Annotated in this window: 14 protein-coding genes; 8 read left to right on the top strand and 6 right to left on the bottom strand. The window is 55.7% G+C overall.

Going from position 1 to position 19,844, the window contains the following annotated elements; translation table 11 throughout:
- Positions 1-380 precede the first annotated feature (380 nt).
- A complete protein-coding gene (locus ACXADJ_RS08545) occupies positions 381-962 on the top strand; it encodes an HNH endonuclease family protein (protein WP_475064786.1) in 582 nt (193 codons plus the stop codon).
- On the opposite strand, the gene ACXADJ_RS08550 is transcribed toward ACXADJ_RS08545, so the two are convergent.
- From ACXADJ_RS08550 to ACXADJ_RS08560, 3 genes are all read right to left on the bottom strand, one after another.
- Positions 963-3,617 (bottom strand): NahK/ErcS family hybrid sensor histidine kinase/response regulator, encoded by a 2,655-nt coding sequence (locus ACXADJ_RS08550; RefSeq protein ID WP_475064789.1) that lies wholly within the window; start codon positions 3,615-3,617, stop codon positions 963-965. It abuts the gene before it with no gap.
- The gene (gene nosP, locus ACXADJ_RS08555; protein ID WP_475064791.1) at positions 3,614-4,774 is read right to left on the bottom strand and encodes a nitric oxide-sensing protein NosP; all 1,161 of its coding nucleotides are present in this window, start codon (positions 4,772-4,774) and stop codon (positions 3,614-3,616) included. Before nosP ends, ACXADJ_RS08550 begins: the two co-directional genes overlap by 4 nt.
- A gap of 393 nt (positions 4,775-5,167) precedes the next feature.
- A complete protein-coding gene (locus tag ACXADJ_RS08560) occupies positions 5,168-6,274 on the bottom strand; it encodes a porin (RefSeq protein ID WP_475064793.1) in 1,107 nt (368 codons plus the stop codon).
- A 913-nt stretch (positions 6,275-7,187) separates the two neighbouring features.
- Between ACXADJ_RS08560 and ACXADJ_RS08565 the strand changes: the two genes are divergently transcribed.
- The 3 genes from ACXADJ_RS08565 to ACXADJ_RS08575 all read left to right on the top strand — a co-directional run bounded on the left by ACXADJ_RS08565 (position 7,188) and on the right by ACXADJ_RS08575 (position 12,453).
- A complete protein-coding gene (locus tag ACXADJ_RS08565; RefSeq protein WP_475064795.1) occupies positions 7,188-9,242 on the top strand; it encodes a 4Fe-4S binding protein in 2,055 nt (684 codons plus the stop codon).
- Between the two features lie 180 nt (positions 9,243-9,422).
- A complete protein-coding gene (gene ercA / locus ACXADJ_RS08570) occupies positions 9,423-10,586 on the top strand; it encodes an alcohol dehydrogenase-like regulatory protein ErcA (RefSeq protein ID WP_475064797.1) in 1,164 nt (387 codons plus the stop codon).
- Positions 10,570-12,453: an ATP-binding response regulator gene (locus ACXADJ_RS08575; RefSeq protein ID WP_475064799.1), complete on the top strand. Its 1,884-nt coding sequence runs from the start codon at positions 10,570-10,572 to the stop codon at positions 12,451-12,453. The genes ercA and ACXADJ_RS08575 overlap by 17 nt, the downstream gene beginning before the upstream one ends.
- Here the strand turns inward: ACXADJ_RS08575 and bioA are convergent.
- Positions 12,441-13,802 (bottom strand): adenosylmethionine--8-amino-7-oxononanoate transaminase, encoded by a 1,362-nt coding sequence (gene bioA, locus ACXADJ_RS08580; RefSeq protein ID WP_475064802.1) that lies wholly within the window; start codon positions 13,800-13,802, stop codon positions 12,441-12,443. The genes ACXADJ_RS08575 and bioA overlap by 13 nt on opposite strands.
- A 247-nt stretch (positions 13,803-14,049) precedes the next feature.
- Here bioA and bioF point away from each other — a divergent pair, with 247 nt between their 5' ends.
- From bioF to bioD, 4 genes are read left to right on the top strand one after another with little or no spacing between them, the layout of a single operon-like run.
- The gene (gene bioF, locus ACXADJ_RS08585; protein ID WP_475064805.1) at positions 14,050-15,264 is read left to right on the top strand and encodes an 8-amino-7-oxononanoate synthase; all 1,215 of its coding nucleotides are present in this window, start codon (positions 14,050-14,052) and stop codon (positions 15,262-15,264) included.
- Positions 15,261-16,091 carry an alpha/beta hydrolase family protein gene (locus ACXADJ_RS08590; protein ID WP_475064807.1) on the top strand — a complete coding sequence of 277 codons (831 nt, stop codon included), beginning with the start codon at positions 15,261-15,263 and terminating at the stop codon, positions 16,089-16,091. Before bioF ends, ACXADJ_RS08590 begins: the two co-directional genes overlap by 4 nt.
- Complete coding sequence (locus ACXADJ_RS08595; RefSeq protein ID WP_475064809.1) at positions 16,084-16,998, top strand: methyltransferase domain-containing protein; 915 nt, start codon at positions 16,084-16,086, stop codon at positions 16,996-16,998. The genes ACXADJ_RS08590 and ACXADJ_RS08595 overlap by 8 nt, the downstream gene beginning before the upstream one ends.
- Positions 16,995-17,765 (top strand): dethiobiotin synthase, encoded by a 771-nt coding sequence (bioD, locus tag ACXADJ_RS08600; protein WP_475064811.1) that lies wholly within the window; start codon positions 16,995-16,997, stop codon positions 17,763-17,765. Before ACXADJ_RS08595 ends, bioD begins: the two co-directional genes overlap by 4 nt.
- Positions 17,766-17,835: 70 nt before the next feature.
- Here the strand turns inward: bioD and ACXADJ_RS08605 are convergent, their stop codons facing one another.
- Both ACXADJ_RS08605 and ACXADJ_RS08610 read right to left on the bottom strand, forming a co-directional pair.
- Complete coding sequence (locus ACXADJ_RS08605; protein ID WP_475064813.1) at positions 17,836-19,041, bottom strand: EF-hand domain-containing protein; 1,206 nt, start codon at positions 19,039-19,041, stop codon at positions 17,836-17,838.
- 19 nt (positions 19,042-19,060) lie between these two features.
- Positions 19,061-19,843, bottom strand: coding sequence for a hypothetical protein (locus ACXADJ_RS08610; RefSeq protein WP_475064815.1), 783 nt, complete (start codon positions 19,841-19,843; stop codon positions 19,061-19,063).
- Position 19,844: the final 1 nt, after the last annotated feature.

Consider the following 19,844-nt stretch of genomic DNA (forward strand, 5'->3'; position numbering starts at 1 on the left):
CCAACCAGCTTCCCTCGAGCAGCAGCTTTCTTTCGTCTGAGCCCCTCTACTGCCACTATCTCTCCAGCTCTCTGAACGCCGGATCATTCTATTCCTCAGTGCCTCACCAACGCGCTGGTCATTTCCCATTGCGCAAAGATGACATTCCTGTTTTCTGCTATTGTTGATTTTTATCTCAGCAAAAGCTCAAACATGCAGTAGATGACGGCCAGGCAGCCGTTAAGGAATGACGTATTATCCGTTTATCGATTGTTTGGCCGCACCACGCCAATGCCCTGACTCGCTTAACTCTGTCCCGTTTAAAAAAGACCAGCTTTGTTCTGCTAGCAGCCACTGTTTTCACCCCACTTTCTGCATCTGCCGAAGATGAGCTGGTTAAAATGTCCAGTTCTGGCACCTGTCATTCCAGTGCCAGCCGCTATTACGAGCGAACCCGCAACTTCACTCCTTACCAATCGCTGGAAGCCTGTCTGGCTGCAGGTGGCAAGCTGCCAGCGGGCCACTCACTGTCTGCAACCAAGTCATCGTCAGCGGAGTATTCCCGCGGCCAATTTGGCTCAGGTTGGGATGACGCTGATGGCGATTGTCAGGATTCCCGTCAGGAAGCCTTGATCGCCCAGTCCACTGCACCCGTAAGGTTCAAGGACAACAGCCATTGTCGGGTGCTGTCTGGCCGCTGGATTTCTCCCTATTCCGGTAAGGTCATTCATGACCCTTCAGCCATGGATATTGACCACGTGGTGCCATTGAAATGGGCCTGGGAGCACGGTGCATCCAGCTGGCCCAAAGAGAAACGGGTACGCTTTGCCAATGACCCGCGAAATCTGGTCAGCGTTGAGGCCAGCCTCAATCGTCAGAAAGGCGCCAAAGGGCTGGATGAATGGCTGCCACCAGCAAACCAACAGCAATACATTGCACGGTTCAAGGCGGTGGCGAAGATGTATGGCTTGCCTGACAGGTGATCAGGCGACGATGTGCTGTTGCAGCATGTGGTGAATCATGGCCTTGAGCTTGGCTGGTCGTACGGGTTTATTCATCAAGCGGTAGCCTTGCTCACGCACTTCCTGCTTCAGGCTGTTGGTGTAGTTGGCGGTAATCATCAGTACCGGCGCATCCAGCCCCAGTTCTGAGCGCATCAGGGACACGGCATCAATGCCGGTTTCGCCATTGTCGAGGTGGTAGTCGGCCAGAATCAGGTCGATGCCATCTTCCAGTTCTTCCCGGCACAGCAACAACTCTTCGTAGCTTTGCACCGCCAACACATCAAAGCCCCAACTGCCCAGCAACACTTCCATGGCCTGACAGATAGACGCTTCGTTATCCAGCACCAGAGCCCGCCGCCCCAAAAACTGCTGATTACCCGTAATCAGGAAATCTGGTGCAGCCGGACGCCGCACTTGCTGCTTGCGACCATACGGCACCAACACCGAAAAGCAGGAACCGCGGTCGAGCTGCGAACGCACCTGAATGCGGGTTTTCAGAATACCGGACATCTTGTCGACAATCGCCAGACCGAGCCCCAGGCCCTTGTCCTTGGCGGTGTCCTTCTGGCTGCCACGGTTGAATTCCAGAAAAATTTCTTCGAGCTTGTCTTCGGCAATACCAACGCCGGTATCCCATACCTGAATTTCGAGGCCATCCTTGCGACGCCGACAGCCAAGGGTAATTTTGCCGCTGCGGGTATAGCGCACGGCATTGGTGAGGAAATTACGCAGAATGCGCGCCAGCAATTGGGAATCGGACATGATCACCGCCGAGGTGGCCAGATACTCAAATTGCAGGCCGGAATCCGCCGCCAGCGTGTGGTATTCGTTGGCCAGATTGCCCAGCAAGTCTCCGGCACTGAACGCCGTGATGTCAGGTTTCACTACCCCGGCATCAAGCTTGGAAATGTCCACCAGCGCTGCCAGCAGGGTTTCAACGTCTTCCAGCGAATAACTGAGGGAATTCACCAACTGACGGGTACGGTCGTCGAGCGAATGTTCCAGCAGCGAGGCACAGAACAGCCGCGCAGCGTTCATCGGCTGCAACAGGTCGTGGCTGGCCGCCGCCAGGAATTTGGTTTTACTGTGGTTAGCCTTTTCGGCTTCCAGCTTGGCCTCGCGCAAGCGGTTTTCAATCTGGCTGCGAACATCAATTTCCTGCAACAACTGGTCGTTCAGCTCTCGCAGCTCCTTGGTGCGGTCTTCAACACGTTGTTCCAGATGCTGATAGGCTTGCGCCAGTGCTTCTGACGTGCGCCGGATTTCAGTGATGTCCTGAATCAGCACGTACAAGCCTTGCACCGAGCCGTATTCGTCGAACTCCGGCACGTAGTTTTTCACCACATGGCGCAGTTCGCCCGACGCCGATGGGTCGGTAATTTCAAACGTCACACTGCGGCCGCTCAGCGCCCGATCAATGTAGGGCTGAAGCCGTTTCAGCTGTTCCGGCTGAATGAACTCATGCAACTTGCGCCCCAAAATGACCTGGCGGTCGTAGCCATACCATTCTTCGTAGGCACGGTTCGAGAAGGTCATTTTCATGTCCTTGTCGACGTAGCCGATCAGGGCCGGCACCGTATCGGTAATCACCCGCACCCGCTGTTCGCTTTCGGCCAGCGCCTTGACCGCATGGCTGCGTTCAGTGATATCTGTGTAAGTGTTTACAAACTCGCCGCCGGGCATCGGGTGGGTTTTGATCTCGAACACCCGTCCGTCAGAAAGCACCTGTTCCCGTTGCAGGGTTTGCCTACCCCATTCGTCACGTGACCACGGGTTCAGATCGCTGACTTCGGTCAGGGCCATGATATTGCAAAACGACGCGCCGCTTTCCAAAGCGGTTTGCTCCAGTCCGGTCAGTTCGGCAAAGCGGCGGTTCCAGGTTTCCAACTGACGGTTCTTGTTAACCAGCACTACCCCTTGCGACAGGTTGTCGAGGGTGTTTTGCAGAGTGCGGGACTTTTTCGCCAGCGCCTCTTCACGCAGGGCGCGTTCGTTTTCAATCAGGACACTGATGTCCTTGTACAGCACCACCAAACCGCCGTCTTTGGTTGGCCGTTCGCTGACGTGTACCCAGGCACCACTGCGCATGTGGAAAATCTTGCCGTCACCGGGCAAGGCCCGATACGCCTCGCGCGCCGGGCTGGTGGCCGGATTGCCATTGGAGGGTACATCGCCGTAGTAACGGTCGATCAAGCGATATTTTTGTGCCAGTCTGTGAATGCGCTGTTGGTCCATGCCTTGTGAAATGGCAATGCCAGACGATTCCCAGAATTGGTTAAAACGACTGTTGGCCAGCACCAGTTTGCGGTCGGCGTCGTACAGTACAAAGGCGTCCGAAATGCTCTCGATGGCCTGGCGCAGCAGGTCGTGGGCATGGGTTGCCGCTTCGTTGGCGGTCACCAGTTCCGAGTTGGTGCTTTTGAGGTTGTGCATTACCTCGTTGAGCGCTTCGGTGCGTTCGCGCACTTGCTCAGCAAGGTAAACGGAGTGCTTGAAATTGTCGTAAGCACCGTCGGTGGATTCCGGGCCGGACTCCACGCGTTGCATCAGCGCCTGATTGATTTTTTCCAGTCGGGCGTTGCGTTGCTGTAACTCGGCCAGTTGGCGCTTGAGAGCGTCGACCTCGTTTGTCAAAAGCCAGGTCCTCCCAGCGCAACGCCGGTAAAGGTTTGGTTCAGGTGCATGCCGTTGAACTGCTCACCGTAGGTGTTGAACCCAATCACCCGGTGGCGGGCAAACAGTTCCGACGCCTGGTCCTGCAGATTTTTGTGCTCCAGCTCCAGCCGTCTCAATATGCAATCGTAGCCCAAAATCAACTGTGGCGTGCCAATGCGGCGGGTGATGTCGTGAAATAACCCCTCCAGCTGCTCCAGCATGGCTTCTGGCCGCGAACAGGTAAGCACGATGCCAGTGTCCACCGCGCAATAAAACGACAGGCTCATGTCGTCGTTCACTTTCTGGATGGCGCGGGGGTAATAGCGTTCGCCAATGCGTACCGACAAGGGGTTCAGCGCAAACACGTCTGGTGTCAGGGTATCGACATCGAGGTTGAGCATACGGGCATATTCAACGGCCGCGGGCTCTGCGTTCAGTTCCATCACCCGGCGTTCCAGTGGGTCGGCATCGGTAACCACCAGTTTGTTGTCGGTGGGTTGCAGGTGATGAATCGTGAAGGCTTCAAAATCGTAGCGGGTGTTGATCATCAGGACGATGGCAGAGTCGGTCAGGAACCGGCCCTGATGATAAACGTGGGTGCGGGTATGGCGCATGTCGTCGGCGGCAGAGCCACCCAGCAGCGGAATACTGCCCAGATGAGCATTCAGCAGTCGCAACAGGCGTTCTTCTTCAACGGAAAGGCCGTCCAGCAAAGTCAGCGCAAAGGTGTTGCCTTTGATTGGCGCAACCTGCTGGCTGGCACAGCCGTCCAGCATGTCGTGGATCAACCCCTGGGCATCGGCAAAGGAAAATTCGCTCAGGTGAGTGACCAACGCCGATTCAACAGCAAACGATGAAGCCGGAAATCCAATCGCGGTGATGCTGCCGCTGCAATAACCGAACGGGGAAATTTCACCAGCGGTGGTGCACCCTACCACCGGAATATCGGCAAAGGTGTCACGCAGGGCCAGTGCGAGGGCTTCGAAGTCGTATTCGTTGGCGCAAAAAAAGACCACGTGACTGAGCGTCATGCCACTGAGGGCCTGATGCAGCTCCCGAGCTGCTTGCCTTGGATCATTACTGCTGGAGCTGGCGCTCAAAACCGACTCATATTGTTGTTTTTCTACCGCGAGCATGGTGTTCTCCCGATCTCACTCCAGGCCACCAATGGCTCTCAGGAGAAATCGTAAGTCATAGTAACAGCCTGTACGCCGTCATAGTATTTGCTTGACCCAAACCCGTACATGCTACTTCCGACCTGCTTTGGCCTGCTGGCAGCAGAAAAAGAAAAGGGAACACCTGAGCACCGGTATTCCCTTTTCCTTGCCATTGGTACTACTCACAGCCTGCGGTCTGCAACAGCAGAGAAACGCGGGCAATACGCCGGAGAGCATATCGGCGCATCGCCCTTGTTCCATGCTGTCTGGCCGAACCCTGCGCCACCAAACGGAGGAGCGACGCAGCGGTTCAGACGTCAGACCACAACAGCCATGACGATCAACCTCAGAAGATCCCTTAGAAGGTCTCCCTTAGAAAGTCACGACCGCGCCCAGGGCAACGGTTTTGATCTCGTCGGAGCTGGTTTCTGCCTTGTTGTATTCGGCTACAAGACTCAAACCACTGTTCACCGCATGGAAGACCGCAACGGTGGTGTTTTTCAGATCCAGCTCGCTGCCGCCGTCGGTGGTGCCGCCTTCGTTTTCACCGCGGGACAGTACAAAGCGGTTGTCGCCCATGGTGTAGGAAGCCTGCAACAGCTTGCCGTCAACTTCGGCGTCATCGCTGGTCAACAGGTTACCCAGACCGGCGGCACCAACGCCTTCAGCCTTGAAGCCGGAAGCGGTCAGAGACAAGCCGGCAACCTTGACGTTAACGCCATAGGAAATACCACTGGAAGACACGTCGGTGTCGTTCACTTCGTCTTCAGACTTCTGCTTCATGAAGCCACCCCAGGCCATCACATCAACAGAGTCCATGCTGCGGCTGTAGGTTACTTCCGCTTCGATGCGCGGCATGCTTTCTTCAGACGTGCCGGACATTTTGGCCGGGTCCATCAGACCGGCTGCGATCTTCAGGCCACCCATGTCCGGGCTACGGTAGGTAATCTGGGAGTTCGGGAACGGATACAGGTAACCTGCGCCGATATTACCGAACGACACGTTGTTGCCGTCGTCACCGGTAGTAATGGTCTGGCCGAAGCCCAGCAGGATTTCATCGCCCAGAATGTTGGAACGATTGAACAGACCGAAGTCCTTACCCACCAGCACCTGACCAAAATCGCCGTCTACCGTGGCGTAGAACTGACGTACGTCGATCATGGAATCGGTCAGATTGGAATTGGCGTCGTTGATGGTTACCCAGAAGGAAGAGCGGCCACCCAGTTTCAGGCCATCGACTTCCTTGCTGAAATTAAAACCAATCACGTTTGGCAAAAAGCCCATCTTGATGCGTGACTGGTTGGCATCGCCAACGTTGTCACCATCAGATTTGCTGTTTACGTAAAAGGTGTTGAACAAACCGTCTACGGAGAAGGTGGTCTGGTCCTGATCGTAGAGGGTGATGGCTGCAGAAGCGTGAGAGCTGATTGCTACTGCTGCTGCAAGCGGCAGCAACTTGATGGTCTTATTATTTTTCATTGTCTAGCCCTGATTGTGTTGTTTTTGTTGACAGGGTCAGTTGTTCCGCACTCCGGTCGCGTGCTCGTGCGCTCGGAAAAAGCGGTGGGCTAATGCCCACCGTAAACAGGAACACTCTGAAGCGGTGCAGGACATTTGCCCTGAACAACCTCTCCACTATCCCGATGTAAAGCGGCCGCCAACATACTCCAACCAATGTGAAAGCTGCGCTCTTTGGTTGCCCACCTTTGGTGCACGGGATTCCTAAGCCAAAAGTCTTCGTCCCTTACTCCTCAGTAGTACAAAAAACCATCGACCTTCTTTATTGGGGGAGCTATGGCCAACATGGTGATATCTCGTCAAACCGTCAGCCGAGCACTGTTCAACAACTAATCTGAACAACTGAACAACTAACCAGGCTCTTCAAAAACGCCCTGAGCCAGAGCCTTGAACCGGAGCCCGACGGCACAACCGCAGCCGCAACCAGTGCTTTGGTACACCCGCATCAACGCCAAAGGAGCATTGAGACATGACAAGGCACCGATACGATGAAATACAGATAAATAGCCTGACTCGTGCCGTTGGCCGTAACCGGCGCCCTATCTCGACATGGGCGTGCCCAAATGCACTGGGTCGCTGGCATCCATAACAACAATAACAAGGTGCACGTATGGACAGACACGGAGCATGGCCCGCCATTGGGTTATGTCGACAGCACGACAACCGCGCGACGCCAGTCACTCGCCGTTCGATGAGGTTCGTGCGTACACTGGCTGCAAGGCTGTATCTGCTGTGGTGTGTGATCTGCCTGCCCGCTGCCATGGTCAGCCAGAATGTCTTAGCAGCAGGGTATGAGCAATCTGAGTCGAGCTCTTCAAACGACAACCATTCAAGCGATGGGCACTCAGGCAACCCGTCAGACAGCAGCTTGACCATGGAAGCCCGCATTCAGCAGCTGTTCCCCAAAGCCACCCGAATTGAGCCCAAGCAGCAGGACTTTCCGGTCTACCCGGTTTACCAGTTGAATGAATTGCTGGGCTACGCCTACGAATCCCGCGACATCAGCGACCTGCCCGGCTTCTCTGGCAAACCCATTGCGCTGTTGATTGGCATTTCCGCCACCGGCGAATTTCTTGGCATCCAGATCATCGACCACCACGAACCCGTGTTCCTGCATGGTTTAGGGCCGCAGCCGCTACTCGACTTCATCAACCAGTACCCCACCCGCTCGCTGACCGACCACATCGTGATTGATTCCGGCAAGGCAGGCAGCGCACCCACTGAGGGCGTGGTCTACTTTGATGGTGTGTCAAAAGCGACGGTCTCCGTGATCATCATCAACGACGTGTTGCTGTCGTCGGCGCTAAAGGTGGCCCGCCGGAAGCTCGAAGGCTTTGCCCAACCACCCGCCGCCCGCGCCATCATGGACCTGTATCAGCCGCTGGACTGGCAAGGCCTGCTCGACAGCGGCTATGTGGGCCATTGGCGGCTGGATATGTCAGCCGCGGAGCAATCCTTGGGTGTATCGCTCAGCAGTTACCCCGGCCTGCCCGAGCCCGAAGAAGACGAAGCCTTCTCGGAGCTCTGGTTCGCCTACATCAATGCGCCTTCGGTTGGTCGCAACCTGTTAGGGGATGACGGCTACCAGGCGCTGATGGCCAGCCTGAAACCCGACCAGCAAGTGATGGCGGTGATGTCCAACGGTCTGTTTACCCACGTACCGGAAGACTTTAAGCCTGGTTCTGTACCCAGCCGCCTATCGCTGGAGCAAGGTGGCCTGTCGGTCGAAATGCGCGACCTCAATTCCCTTGGCCCGGATATTCAGCTGCAAGCCGATGGCATGCCCGATTTTCTGCAAGCTAACCTGTTTTCGGTGGGCGGCAACGCCGGATTCAACCCCGGTGCGGAATCCAAACTGGTGCTGAACCTGGAGCTGCGCCGTAATCATCTGGTGACCGACCGGGCCGGCTTCATCGCCCCCGTCAATTTTCCTGACGAGCTGTTTGAGCTGGTCGAAGTCGATGACCCATTTGCCAACCGCGAGCCTTTGTGGGTTGGCCTATGGAAAGACCGCTGGCTGTCGATTGTGATTCTGACCGTCGCGCTGACCCTGCTCACCGCGCTGTTTATCTGGCAACGCCAACTCACCCGCTACCCCAAAGCGCTGCACCGTTTCCGCTGGGGATTTTTGGTGTTTACCGTGTTCTGGCTCGGCTTCTATGCCCAGGGCCAGCTGTCGGTGGTGAACATCTACACCTTGCTGCTGAATCTGGTGGACGGTTTTGACCTCGGTATTTTCCTGCTCGACCCGGTGATTTTTATCCTTTGGAGCTTCACCTTTGTCAGTCTGTTTATCTGGGGACGCGGCCTGTTTTGCGGCTGGCTGTGCCCGTTCGGGGCGTTGCAGGAAATGGCCTCCTGGCTGGGCAAAAAGCTGGGATTCAAGCAGTACAAGGTGCCTGACGCCCTGCATCGAAAACTGATTTTTCTGAAGTATCCGATTCTGGTCGGATTGGTCGGCACAGCGTTTTATTCGCTGACGCTGGCAGAGCAGTTGGCTGAGGTCGAGCCATTCAAGACCAGCATTACACTCTACTTCTGGCGCTACTGGCCGTTTGTGCTGTACGCCGTGGGCCTGCTCATTGCCGGGATGTTTGTCCATAAATTCTATTGCCGCTACCTGTGTCCGCTGGGTGCCGGGTTGGCGATTCTGGGCAAGCTGCGGTTGTTCAGCTGGCTCGACCGGGTCGATATGTGCGGCACACCATGCCAGCTGTGCAGCAACAAGTGTGAAATCAAGGCGATCAAAAAGTCGGGGGAGATCGACTACGACGAATGCATCCAGTGTCTGGAATGCGTCGTCATCCTGCGTGATCCGCAGCAGTGCGTCAGCAGCCTGACCGAGCAGAAACGGGCTCGCAAACAAGCTGCCAAACGCAAGGCCGACAGCCAATTACTGGCGACGGATGCCACCGTAGGACAGCAGTAAGCCCTTTGCGGGCGACCAAAGAGGGCTTTGAACCCGACAAACCACGGGGTATAAGTCTGCTTATAACAACAACACAATAAACAGGTGGTGCATCCGCCCACTGCCCTGGCTTTTGTAGCCGAGGGCAGCCGACACACAGGATGCACCTGAAAGAAGCAACAGGACGATCGAAGAGCTGCCATGCCCAACAGTATTTCCAACCTCCGTAAATTCGTCGCTCCGGAAATCATCTTCGGGGTGGGCGCTCGCAAAACCGTTGGCAACTTCGCCCGCAACTTCGGTGGCCAACGGGTACTGATTGTTACCGACCCGGGCGTTATCAAAACCGGCTGGGTCGAAGACGTGAAACGCAGCCTCGAAGAAACCGGACTGGAATACCGCATTTTCTCCAACGTCAGCCCCAACCCACGTGCCGAAGAAGTGATGCAAGGGGCGGCGCTGTATCACGAGGAAGGCTGCAACCTGATCGTCGCGGTGGGCGGCGGTAGCCCGATGGACTGCGCCAAGGGCATTGGCATTGTGTCGGCCAACAACCAGCACATTCTGATGTTTGAGGGCGTCGACCGCATTCACTCGCCGATTCCGCCGCTGGTGTTTATTCCCACCACCGCCGGCACCTCGGCCGACGTGTCGCAGTTTGCCATTATTTCGGATCAGGACACCCGCATGAAGGTGTCGATCGTCAGCAAGGCCGTGGTGCCCGATGTGACCCTGATCGACCCGGAAACCACCCTGACCATGGACCCCTTCCTGACCGCCTGTACCGGCATTGATGCCATGGTGCACGCCGTCGAAGCGTTTGTGTCGACGGCCTCTGGGCCATTAACCGATATGCACGCACTGGAAGCCATCAAGCTGGTGTCGCAGAACTTGCCAAAACTGGTACAGAACCCGTCGGACGTGGCCCTGCGCGAACAATTGATGCTGGCGTCTCTGAAGGCCGGATTGGCGTTCTCCAATGCCATTCTGGGCGCCGTACATGCCATGTCGCACAGCCTCGGTGGCTTCCTCGATCTGCCCCATGGCTTGTGCAACTCGATCCTTGTCGAACGGGTGATAGATTACAACTTCAACGCTTCACCGGATCGTTTTCGGGTGATTGCCGACACCCTCGGTATTGAAACCAAAAACCTCTCGACACCGCAGTTGCAGAAAGCGCTGGTCAGCCACGTCAGTGAGCTGAAACAGCGGGTTGGCCTGACCCAAACGCTGGGTGAAGCAGGCGTCGTTAAAGCCGACATCCCTGAGCTGTCAGGCAACGCCCTGACCGACCCCTGCATTTTGACCAATCCCCGTAAATCGAATAAACGCGACGTTGAGGTTGTCTATGAAGAAGCCCTTTGATCCGGGCTCTGGATGGCCAACCGACGTTTCCAGCCAGTTGCCGGAACGTCGCCGCAGACAGCAAACCAACTACGAATACCCGGAAGCCAGCCATCAGACCACGCCGCAGGAAGACGACAACAGTCTGGTGGCCGGGCTGATTGGTCTGGGCGCCTTTTCGGCTCGCAAAAGTTATTACCCCGAACTGCTGGAAAAAATTGAAGAGCTGGAGTCCGAAAAGGAACGCTACCAATGGCTGTTTGAAAACGCCCTGCATGGCATTTTCCAGGCCACTGCCGATGGTGGCATTCACAACGCCAACCCGGCCATTGCGCATATGTGTGGCTACGGCAATTCGGTCGATTTTCTGAAGGCCATCAACACCATTCGTAACGACCTGTTTGCCGACCCGGACGACCTCGACAGGCTGATGGAAGACCTGCTGGACCACGCCACCATTCGCTCGTTTGAAACCCGCTTCAAGCGCCGTACCTCGGAAGAGCCGGTGCCGGTTTCCATCAACGTGTTGTTGAAAGACCGCGAACGTGGACTGGTGGAAGTGTTTGTGCACGACATTACCGAACGCAAACGGGCGCAAGCCGCTATGTCGCGCATCAATAACGAACTGGAACAACGGGTGGCCGAACGCACCCGCGAATTACAGGACGCCAAGCAGGAAGCCGAACACGCCAACCGCAGCAAGGACAAGTATCTGGCCGCCGCCAGTCACGACCTGTTGCAGCCGCTGAATGCCGCCCGCTTGCTGGTGGCCACCTTGCAGGAGCGCCAGCTGCCGGCCGACAACAACGTATTGGTAGAACGCATTCATACCGCCTTGAGCGGTGCCGAAGAACTGCTGGGCGACCTGCTGGATATCTCCCGCCTCGACGCCAATGCCGTCACGCCGTGGCAAGACGACTTTCCGGTTTCCGAGCTGCTGAAGTCGTTATACAGCGACTTCCAACCCGTCGCCGATCAGGCCGGTCTGGCGCTGAAAATGGTCAACTGCCAGCGCCGCATTCGCAGCGACTCCCGCTTGCTGATGCGGATTTTGCGTAACTTCGTCAGCAACGCCATTCGCTACACCGCCGAAGGCCGGGTGGTAATTGGCTGCCGTCGCAAGGGTGACGAGCTGGAAATCATGGTGGCCGACTCAGGTCCCGGCATTGCCGAACACCTGAAAGACGAAATTTTCCGCGAGTTTCGCCAGCTGGATAACGCCAACCCTGGCCGCAGCAAAGGCGTCGGCCTTGGGCTGGCGATTGTTGAACGCATCAGCCGCATGCTGGGCCATCAGGTGTATGTGGACTCCCGCGTTGGTGTTGGCAGTCGATTTTCCATCCGGGTGCCACTGTTGCCGCTGACGCCAGAAGAAATTGCCCTTAAAGCCCAAGGACAATCCGTAAACGGCAAACCTGGCGGCGCTGGCAATGGCATGATAAATGGCGTGATCAACGGTGCCATAGAAGCCCAGCTGCTGCCTGTCTCCGAGTCAAACCAACCCCGCTTTGACCGAACCCGAGTGCTGGTGATCGACAACGAAGAAAGTATTCGGGTCAGCATGAAAGCCTTACTGCAAACCTGGGGCTGCCAGGTGATTACCGCCAGTAACGGCGAGGTGGCCCGTGATGCCTGGGCATCGTTCAAACCAGACATCGTAATGGCAGACTACCATCTGGACCTGGGAGAAACCGGCACCGGCGTGATACGTGAGATGCACCAGCAGGACGAAGCGGCGCAAGACACGCCCGTCGTGGTCATTACCGCCGACCGCACCGACCCGATCAGGCAAGAGATCAAACAGCTGGGGGCCTCGCGGCTGAATAAACCGGTCAAGCCCGCCAAACTGCGCGTATTGATGTCTTACTTACTGGCTCAGGAAGACTGAGCCAGGTACTGCTTCACGGCGGTGACCATACCGCCAGTCAACAACGCCAGATCCTCATCGTTCATCACAAACGGCGGCATCACATACACGTTGTCGGCAAACGGACGCACCCAAATCCCTTGCGCTACACACAGTGGCTGTAGCTCGACCAATGTAGCAGGCTGATCCAGCTGCACCACGCCAATGGCACCTAACACCCGTACGTCCTTAACCCCGGCATGACCTTGCAATGGTGCAAGCCCCTCAATCAGCCCCTGTTCAATGCGGCTGACCTTGCTGTGCCAGTCGGATTGCAACAGCACATCAATGCTTTCTACCGCCACTCGACACGCCAGCGGATTGCCCATAAAAGTTGGGCCGTGCATAAAGCAACCAGCTTCGCCACGGCTGATGGTCTCTGCCACATCAGTGGTTGCCAGCGTTGCCGCCAGCGTCATGTAGCCGCCAGTGATGGCCTTGCCAAGGCATAGAATATCCGGACTGATACCAGCGTGCTCACAGGCAAACAGCTTGCCGGTACGACCAAAACCGGTCGCGATTTCATCGGCAATCAGCAGCACATCAAATTCGTCACACAAGGCGCGCGCGGCTTTCAGATAGTCAGGATGGTAAAAGCGCATGCCACCGGCACCCTGCACGATCGGCTCCAGAATCAGGGCCGCCAGCTCCTTGTGATAGTGCTGCAACTGGTTGCGCAAATCGGCAATATCGGCGGCCAGCTGCTCAGCGTCAAACGCCACGTCTTGCCGAGGAAACGGCGTTTTTGGCGCGGCTGCGAAGTGCTGCTTTGGCAACATGCCAGCAAACAGATGGTGCATGCCGCGCTGTGGATCACACACCGACATGGCCCCCATGGTGTCGCCATGATAACCGCGCTCCAACGCCAACAAGCGGAACTTCTCTGGCTTGCCACGGGCCTGCTGGTACTGCACCGCCATCTTGATGGCAACCTCAACCGACACCGAGCCAGAATCGGCCAAAAACACCTTGTCGAGACCAGCCGGGGTCAATGCCACCAGCCGCTTGGCCAATTCCACCGCTGGCTCATGGGTCAGACCACCAAACATCACATGCGACATATCGTCGAGCTGTTCGCGGGCAGCCTGATTCAAACGTGGATGATTGTAGCCGTGCACCGCACACCACCACGACGCCATGCCGTCAATCAGCTCGCGGCCATCCTTCATATGCAGTCGCACGCCCTTGGCCGAGGCGACTTCCCACACCGGAGCCGGATCGGTCATGGAGCTGTAGGGATGCCAGATGTGTTGGCGATCGAACGCCAACGTATCCATGTTGGCCAACTCGGCTGGCACAGCCGCAGAAGAAGAAAAGGAGGTTTTGGTCATCGGACGAGCACCATCAAACTGAACATTCGTGAAAGCATGTCTAAAACACAGCAGACAACACGATACCGCAATCCGTATTTTAACCCCATCACAGCGACAGCAACCGGCGCTGCATCAGTGTGTTGCGTGCGCCTGGTGGCTACCAAAGTGGCATCCATCAGCACCAGTAAACCTCAGCCCATCGACAGCATTGACCTGTTCAAAACAGGCTTTAGTGTCGATGCTGATCAAAACCAGCAGGTTCACCATGTCATCACATTCAGACACACCGGCCGCGAACGCGCCGATCTGGCAACAGCGAGTTGCCAAGGCCAATCAGCAACGTCATGCGGCGTCGCAGTGGCGCAGCCGTCGTACCCTGTCTTCTGCACAGGCTGTGGAAGTCCGTCTGGGTGAGGGCAACGAACAACAGACCCTGCTGAATTTTTGCAGCAACGACTACCTTGGGCTGGCCAATCAGGCTGGTGAAGACCTTGCCAGCGCCGCCCGGGAATGGGGACTTGGCAGTGGTGCATCGCACCTGGTGTGCGGCCATTCCAGCGTTCACGACGAACTGGAACGCGCCCTGGCGCGGTATACCGGTTACCCCAAAGCCTTGCTGTTCTCGACCGGTTTTATGGCCAACCTGGGCTGTATTAACGCCCTTGCCCAACGCGGTGATCTGGTGGTGCAAGACAAGCTCAACCACGCCTCCCTGATTGACGGCGCCCTGCTCAGTCGGGCCGAGTTCCAACGCTACCGCCATCTGGATTACCCGCAGCTGCAAAGTCGTTTGCAAAAGCGCGACGCCGATATGGCGCTGGTGGTGTCTGACAGCATTTTCAGCATGGACGGTGATCTCGCCGATGTCGCCCAACTGGCCAACCTGTGCGAACAACAAAACGCCATGCTGATGATCGACGACGCCCATGGTTTGGGCATTCTGGGCGAACAAGGCCGTGGCGTTCGCAATCACTTTGGGCTAACCAGCCAGCAGTTGCCGTTGTATATTGGCACGCTGGGCAAAGCACTGGGTGGCTTTGGTGCCTTTGCCGCCGCCGACGCAGCCACCATCGATTATCTGGTGCAGTTTGCGCGTCCTTATATCTACACCACCGCCCTGCCACCGGCCGTAGCCGCCGCCATGCTGGCCAATCTGGAACGGATGCACGACGATCGCTTACGCCAGCAACTGCAAGCTGCCATTGGCTATTTCCGCCAGCAGGCCAAAGCGCTGGGGCTGCAGCTGATGCCGTCTGATTCGCCTATCCAGCCGTTGATGGTGGGGGCCGAGGACGACGCACTGGCGATCAGCAAAGCGCTGGAGCAGGACAATATCTGGGTCACCGCCATACGCCCCCCTACGGTGCCCGAAGGCAGCAGCCGTTTACGCATTACCCTGACCGCCGCCCACACACAGCAACATCTGGATCGACTGCTGCAAGCGCTCGACCGTCATGTACCCGAGGAGCAACGCGCGTGACCCCTGGCATCTGGAACATTCTGAAGCAAGACCCGGAATCCGACCTGTTCTGGTATTGGCTGCCGGGCTGGAGCTTCACGCCAGCCGTGTATGCCGAACTGGCCAAACAGCTGCCCGGCACACACCTTGGGCTGGACTATCCGACGCTTTACAACGGTCTGTACAACCCGATGAAGGCCGATGAAACCGCGCCGCAGTTCAGCGATGCCGTCGACAAAATCATCAGTCAAACCGCCCGCCCCGGCCATTGGGTCGGCTGGTCGCTGGGTGGTGCACTGGCTCGCGCCGTGTGTTCCCGTTTGCAAAACCAGAGCCCAAGCCAGAGCCACTGCCCAAACCAGACAGCCAAGGCCCAGCCACTGAGTCTGACCACCATGGCCACCGGCAATACCTTCTTGCAATACAACGTCGACGAGCCGGGCATGGCGGCCGATGTGTTTTTCAACTTTTGCCGCAGCTTCGACAAAATGCCTGCCAAAACCCTCAAGCGGTTTTTGGCGCTTTGCTGCCAGGGTGCGACTGCCAACGGCGAAAACATCCAGCGCGAGCTGGCAACCGGTTTGTTGCGTTATCAAATCACCGGCGACGCAGACCGCGAGGCCATGCTGTCGACCAGTCTGCAATGGCTGACCCAGTACAAACTGAACAGCCAATACCCGCTGGCGGAGGGTTTCCGCTCCACCGCCATCTACGCCAGTGACGATGCACTCAAGCCCGGCGGACTGAAGGCTACCGACGTAATGACCGCAGGGCACAGCCATGCTCTGATTGCCGAAGCCGACGCCAAACAAATCATCTTGCAGCAGCTGGGCACCTTGCATGGCTGACACCCAGCTGCAGACCGCCAACACGCACCTGCGCGACAAGCAACAGGTAGGCCGCCAATTCAGCCGCGCCGCCAGCAGCTATGATGGCGCCGCCAGCATCCAACAACAGGCGCTTGATCAGTTGGTGCTGCTCTTGGCACCGCACATTGAACAGCCTTCACCACAAGCACTGTGGCTCGACATTGGCTGCGGTACCGGCAATGCTTTTGAGCCGCTCACCAAACTGGGGTTAAACCAGCTGCACGGATTTGATCTGGCCGACGGCATGCTCGAAGTCGCGCACCGCAAAGCCGACCACTTACGTCAGCAGCACCTGCAAAGCCAGCCCAATCTGCAACAAAACGCCGCACTGAATATCGAGCTGACCCAGGCTGATGCCGATCACCTGCCACTGGCCGATCAGCAAGCATCGGGCATGATTTCCAGCCTGATGCTGCAATGGTCCGAGCATACCGAACGCACCCTGCGTGAATGGCACCGGGTTGCCAAGCCAGGAGCACTGTTGGCGGTTGCCACCCTGCTACCGGGAACCCATGCCGAGATTCACCAAACCTGGCAACACATCGACAGCTACCGCCACGTCAACCGGTTTGATTCCGAGTCGGACATCAAACAGGCGTTAGCCAAGAGCCAATGGCAACTGCTGGGATGGCATACAGAGCTATTGCAGGAACATCACAACAGCGTGCCCGAGTTATTACGCTGCCTGAAAGCCATTGGTGCCACCAACGTCAACAGCGGCCGACGCCCCGGCTTGAACGGTCGTCAGATACTGCGCCTGTTTGAACAGCACTACCCCAGAACATCAGAAGGCCCGTCACAGGGGCAATGCCCGCTGAGCTATCAGGTGTGCTGGTTTATTGCCCGCAAGCAGGATTCATCTGTTCAGGAGACAGAGACACCATGACCAAACGCTTCTTTGTAACCGGCACCGACACCGATGCAGGAAAAACCCTGGTATCAGCCGCCATTCTGGCTGCCGCCAAAAACGCCGGACTGACGGCTTTTGGCCTGAAACCGGTCGCCGCCGGCTGCGATACCATCGATGGCCAATTGAAAAACTCCGACGCGCTGTTGCACCAAAGCTTCAGCCAGCCATCCCACGATTACGAGGTGCACAACCCGATTGCGCTGCAAGCCGCGATTGCTCCGCACATTGCTGCCCGTCAGGAAGGCAAACCACTGACTTTGAACGGCTTGCTGGAAGCCTGTAACAACAGCCTGTCGCAGAGCGACGCCGACGTTCAACTGGTAGAAGGTGCAGGTGGCTGGCTGGTGCCTATCAACAATGAGCACACCCTCGCCGATCTGGCTCTGCAACTGGACACAAACGAAGGCGCGCCGCAGCTGGAAGTGATTCTGGTGGTGGGATTGCGACTGGGCTGTATTAACCATGCCATGTTGTCGCTTCAGGTGATCCAAGCATCCGGACTGAAAGTGGCTGGCTGGGTAGCAAATAGCCTGAGCGCAGCCATGGAAGTAGAAAATGCCAACATGGATTACCTGCTGCAAGCCTTTGCCAAAGCCGACGTGCCATGCCTTGGCCATGTGCCCTACTTCAGCAATCTGGAAACCGAACTGGCGGAAACGCCACTGGACGTAAAATCCAAAGCCGCCGAGCAAGCCGCGGAATACATCAATCTGTTTTCCCACTGGGGGCCGGGGTCAGCCTGAGCCTGCTGAAGCCATCACCCGATTGTGGGTGATGGCTTCGACAACAGGCAGAGAGTTTTTCAGAGGGTCCTTAATTGTAATAGTAACTATCTGCGTAGACTTCAGAGATACGATCTATTTCTTCAGGGCTAAAATACAGATTGAGGTCGTCGAAGAAACTGCTGCGAGACTGTTTAACGGCGTTCAGATACTCTTGTTTGATGCGTTCTATTTCTTTCAGAACACCCGACATTCTCCCGTCAGGGATATGCGTCCTTTCAAGCGCTTTTTCGATGCAGCCCATTCCGCCAGAACACCTCTTGTAAGAGCCTGACAAAAGCAAATTATATGAATGTTCAAGCATCGGTTCTAATTCCAGTCTATTAATGACCAAATTTTTATTACTATCCAGTGCTTCAAAAATGGCATCAAACTTCCCATTCAGTATTTCGATTTCAGAGTTCGAGACTTCTCCATCATCGTTCATGTCGAATGAATAAATAGAATTCATAAACTCGGCGTTATCGGATGGCAACGACGAGTCAACAACATGGTCAAAGTAATCAACCAGTTTAGACCTTTCCTTTCCTGTCAGGAACCCGTCACCATTTTCGTCAAAATTCGAAAACCGGGATCGAATTCGAGCCCGACTGCGATCTCCGAGCCCTTGATAGTACTGATAGGAAGAACTCAAAATCACCCCCAAGCTATCGTCAAATCCGTCATATTCTTCTTTAGACAACACACTTTTTAGATGATCCAGAACGGCGGCGTTTCTGAGAGACATAAAATATGACTCTTTACCAAGATGTGAACTAGTGATGTCACCCAGCTCCTCAAACTCACCCCTTAACTTCCGAGAAAGACCTGTAAGATTTTTAAAATACCGATCAATATGGTCCTCTTCGAGCAAAAATCGCCTGTAGACAGAAAACGCCTCCACGTACCTCAGCTCATTGAAGTCCAACCTCTGATCTTGATCTTTGTCCCAGCGCAGGAAATCGAGGCCAGGCGCCTCACTTTCCGATAGAGACATATCTCCATTTCTGTCGTACTTTTCCAGCCAATAGCTAATCGTCGAGCCCGGGGATGTATTGCGACCTGAAGACCTTTCGGGAAACGATACAAACTTGCAAGAAGCCAACTTATCCACAAATGCCATATATTCGGATTTACTCACGGAATCCGAAAAATAAAAATCTGCCTGATATTCGCAGCACATCGCCAACCCTGAAATCAACACACAAAAAGCACCCAGGATACCTTTTAAAACACTATTTAAATAACCGTAAGCCACAGTAAAATCCTTCTTTAAATCAACCCCTGACATTGCTTTCCGCTATTTTTTTAAGTAGCGTCCGCTTCCATTCACGTAAAATCTTGGGGTCAGCACTGCCATACTTGGCTACTCGTTTCTGGATGTACTTTGCATCGATCATAGGGTCGCCTAAAAAACTGGCCACTTCCAAAAGACAGAAATACCTGATCAGGACTTCTGCTTTATCGACTTCGTTATACCTATCAGCTTCAAGCCCGGATTCATACGAGGCCGCTAGCATAGACATGGCAAACGTACTCCCCAAATAAGCAGCAGATGTATATGAATAAATAGTCTTGGATAAATCCCCAGCCTCAATGTACTTTTTTGACAGAGCCTGAAATTTATCGATAGAGTCATCGTCGATGGCCTCTAACGTCTCGATATCGTAGTAGGCATAGTCCGAATATCTATCCGGCCGACCATATCCAAGCCTGTGACGTTTTTTAGCCATTTCAGCAACGGGGTCGAATGGTACAGCCTCAGCTTCATAATCAGATTGTTGCTGTTCATGTGTTGCACCGGGAATCTTTCGCTCTGATTCAAGAGAGGCTACCGAGATTTCCCCAGTTGCATTGCTGGGCTCAACATCAGGGTGACTACCGTCTAACCCCGCAGCGTCAGCACGATTCTCTTTGAACGGTCCACCACCTGGATGCGATTCAGCTGTCTTCGCTAATGTATCGGTATCGACATAGCGTTCTTCCTCGGAGATAACGGAAGAAACAATCGCATAGCTGGAAGCCGCGACAAGACAAACGACCAGTAACACCTTTTTCACG

The organism is Oceanobacter sp. ABM4_470 (genome assembly GCF_056158645.1).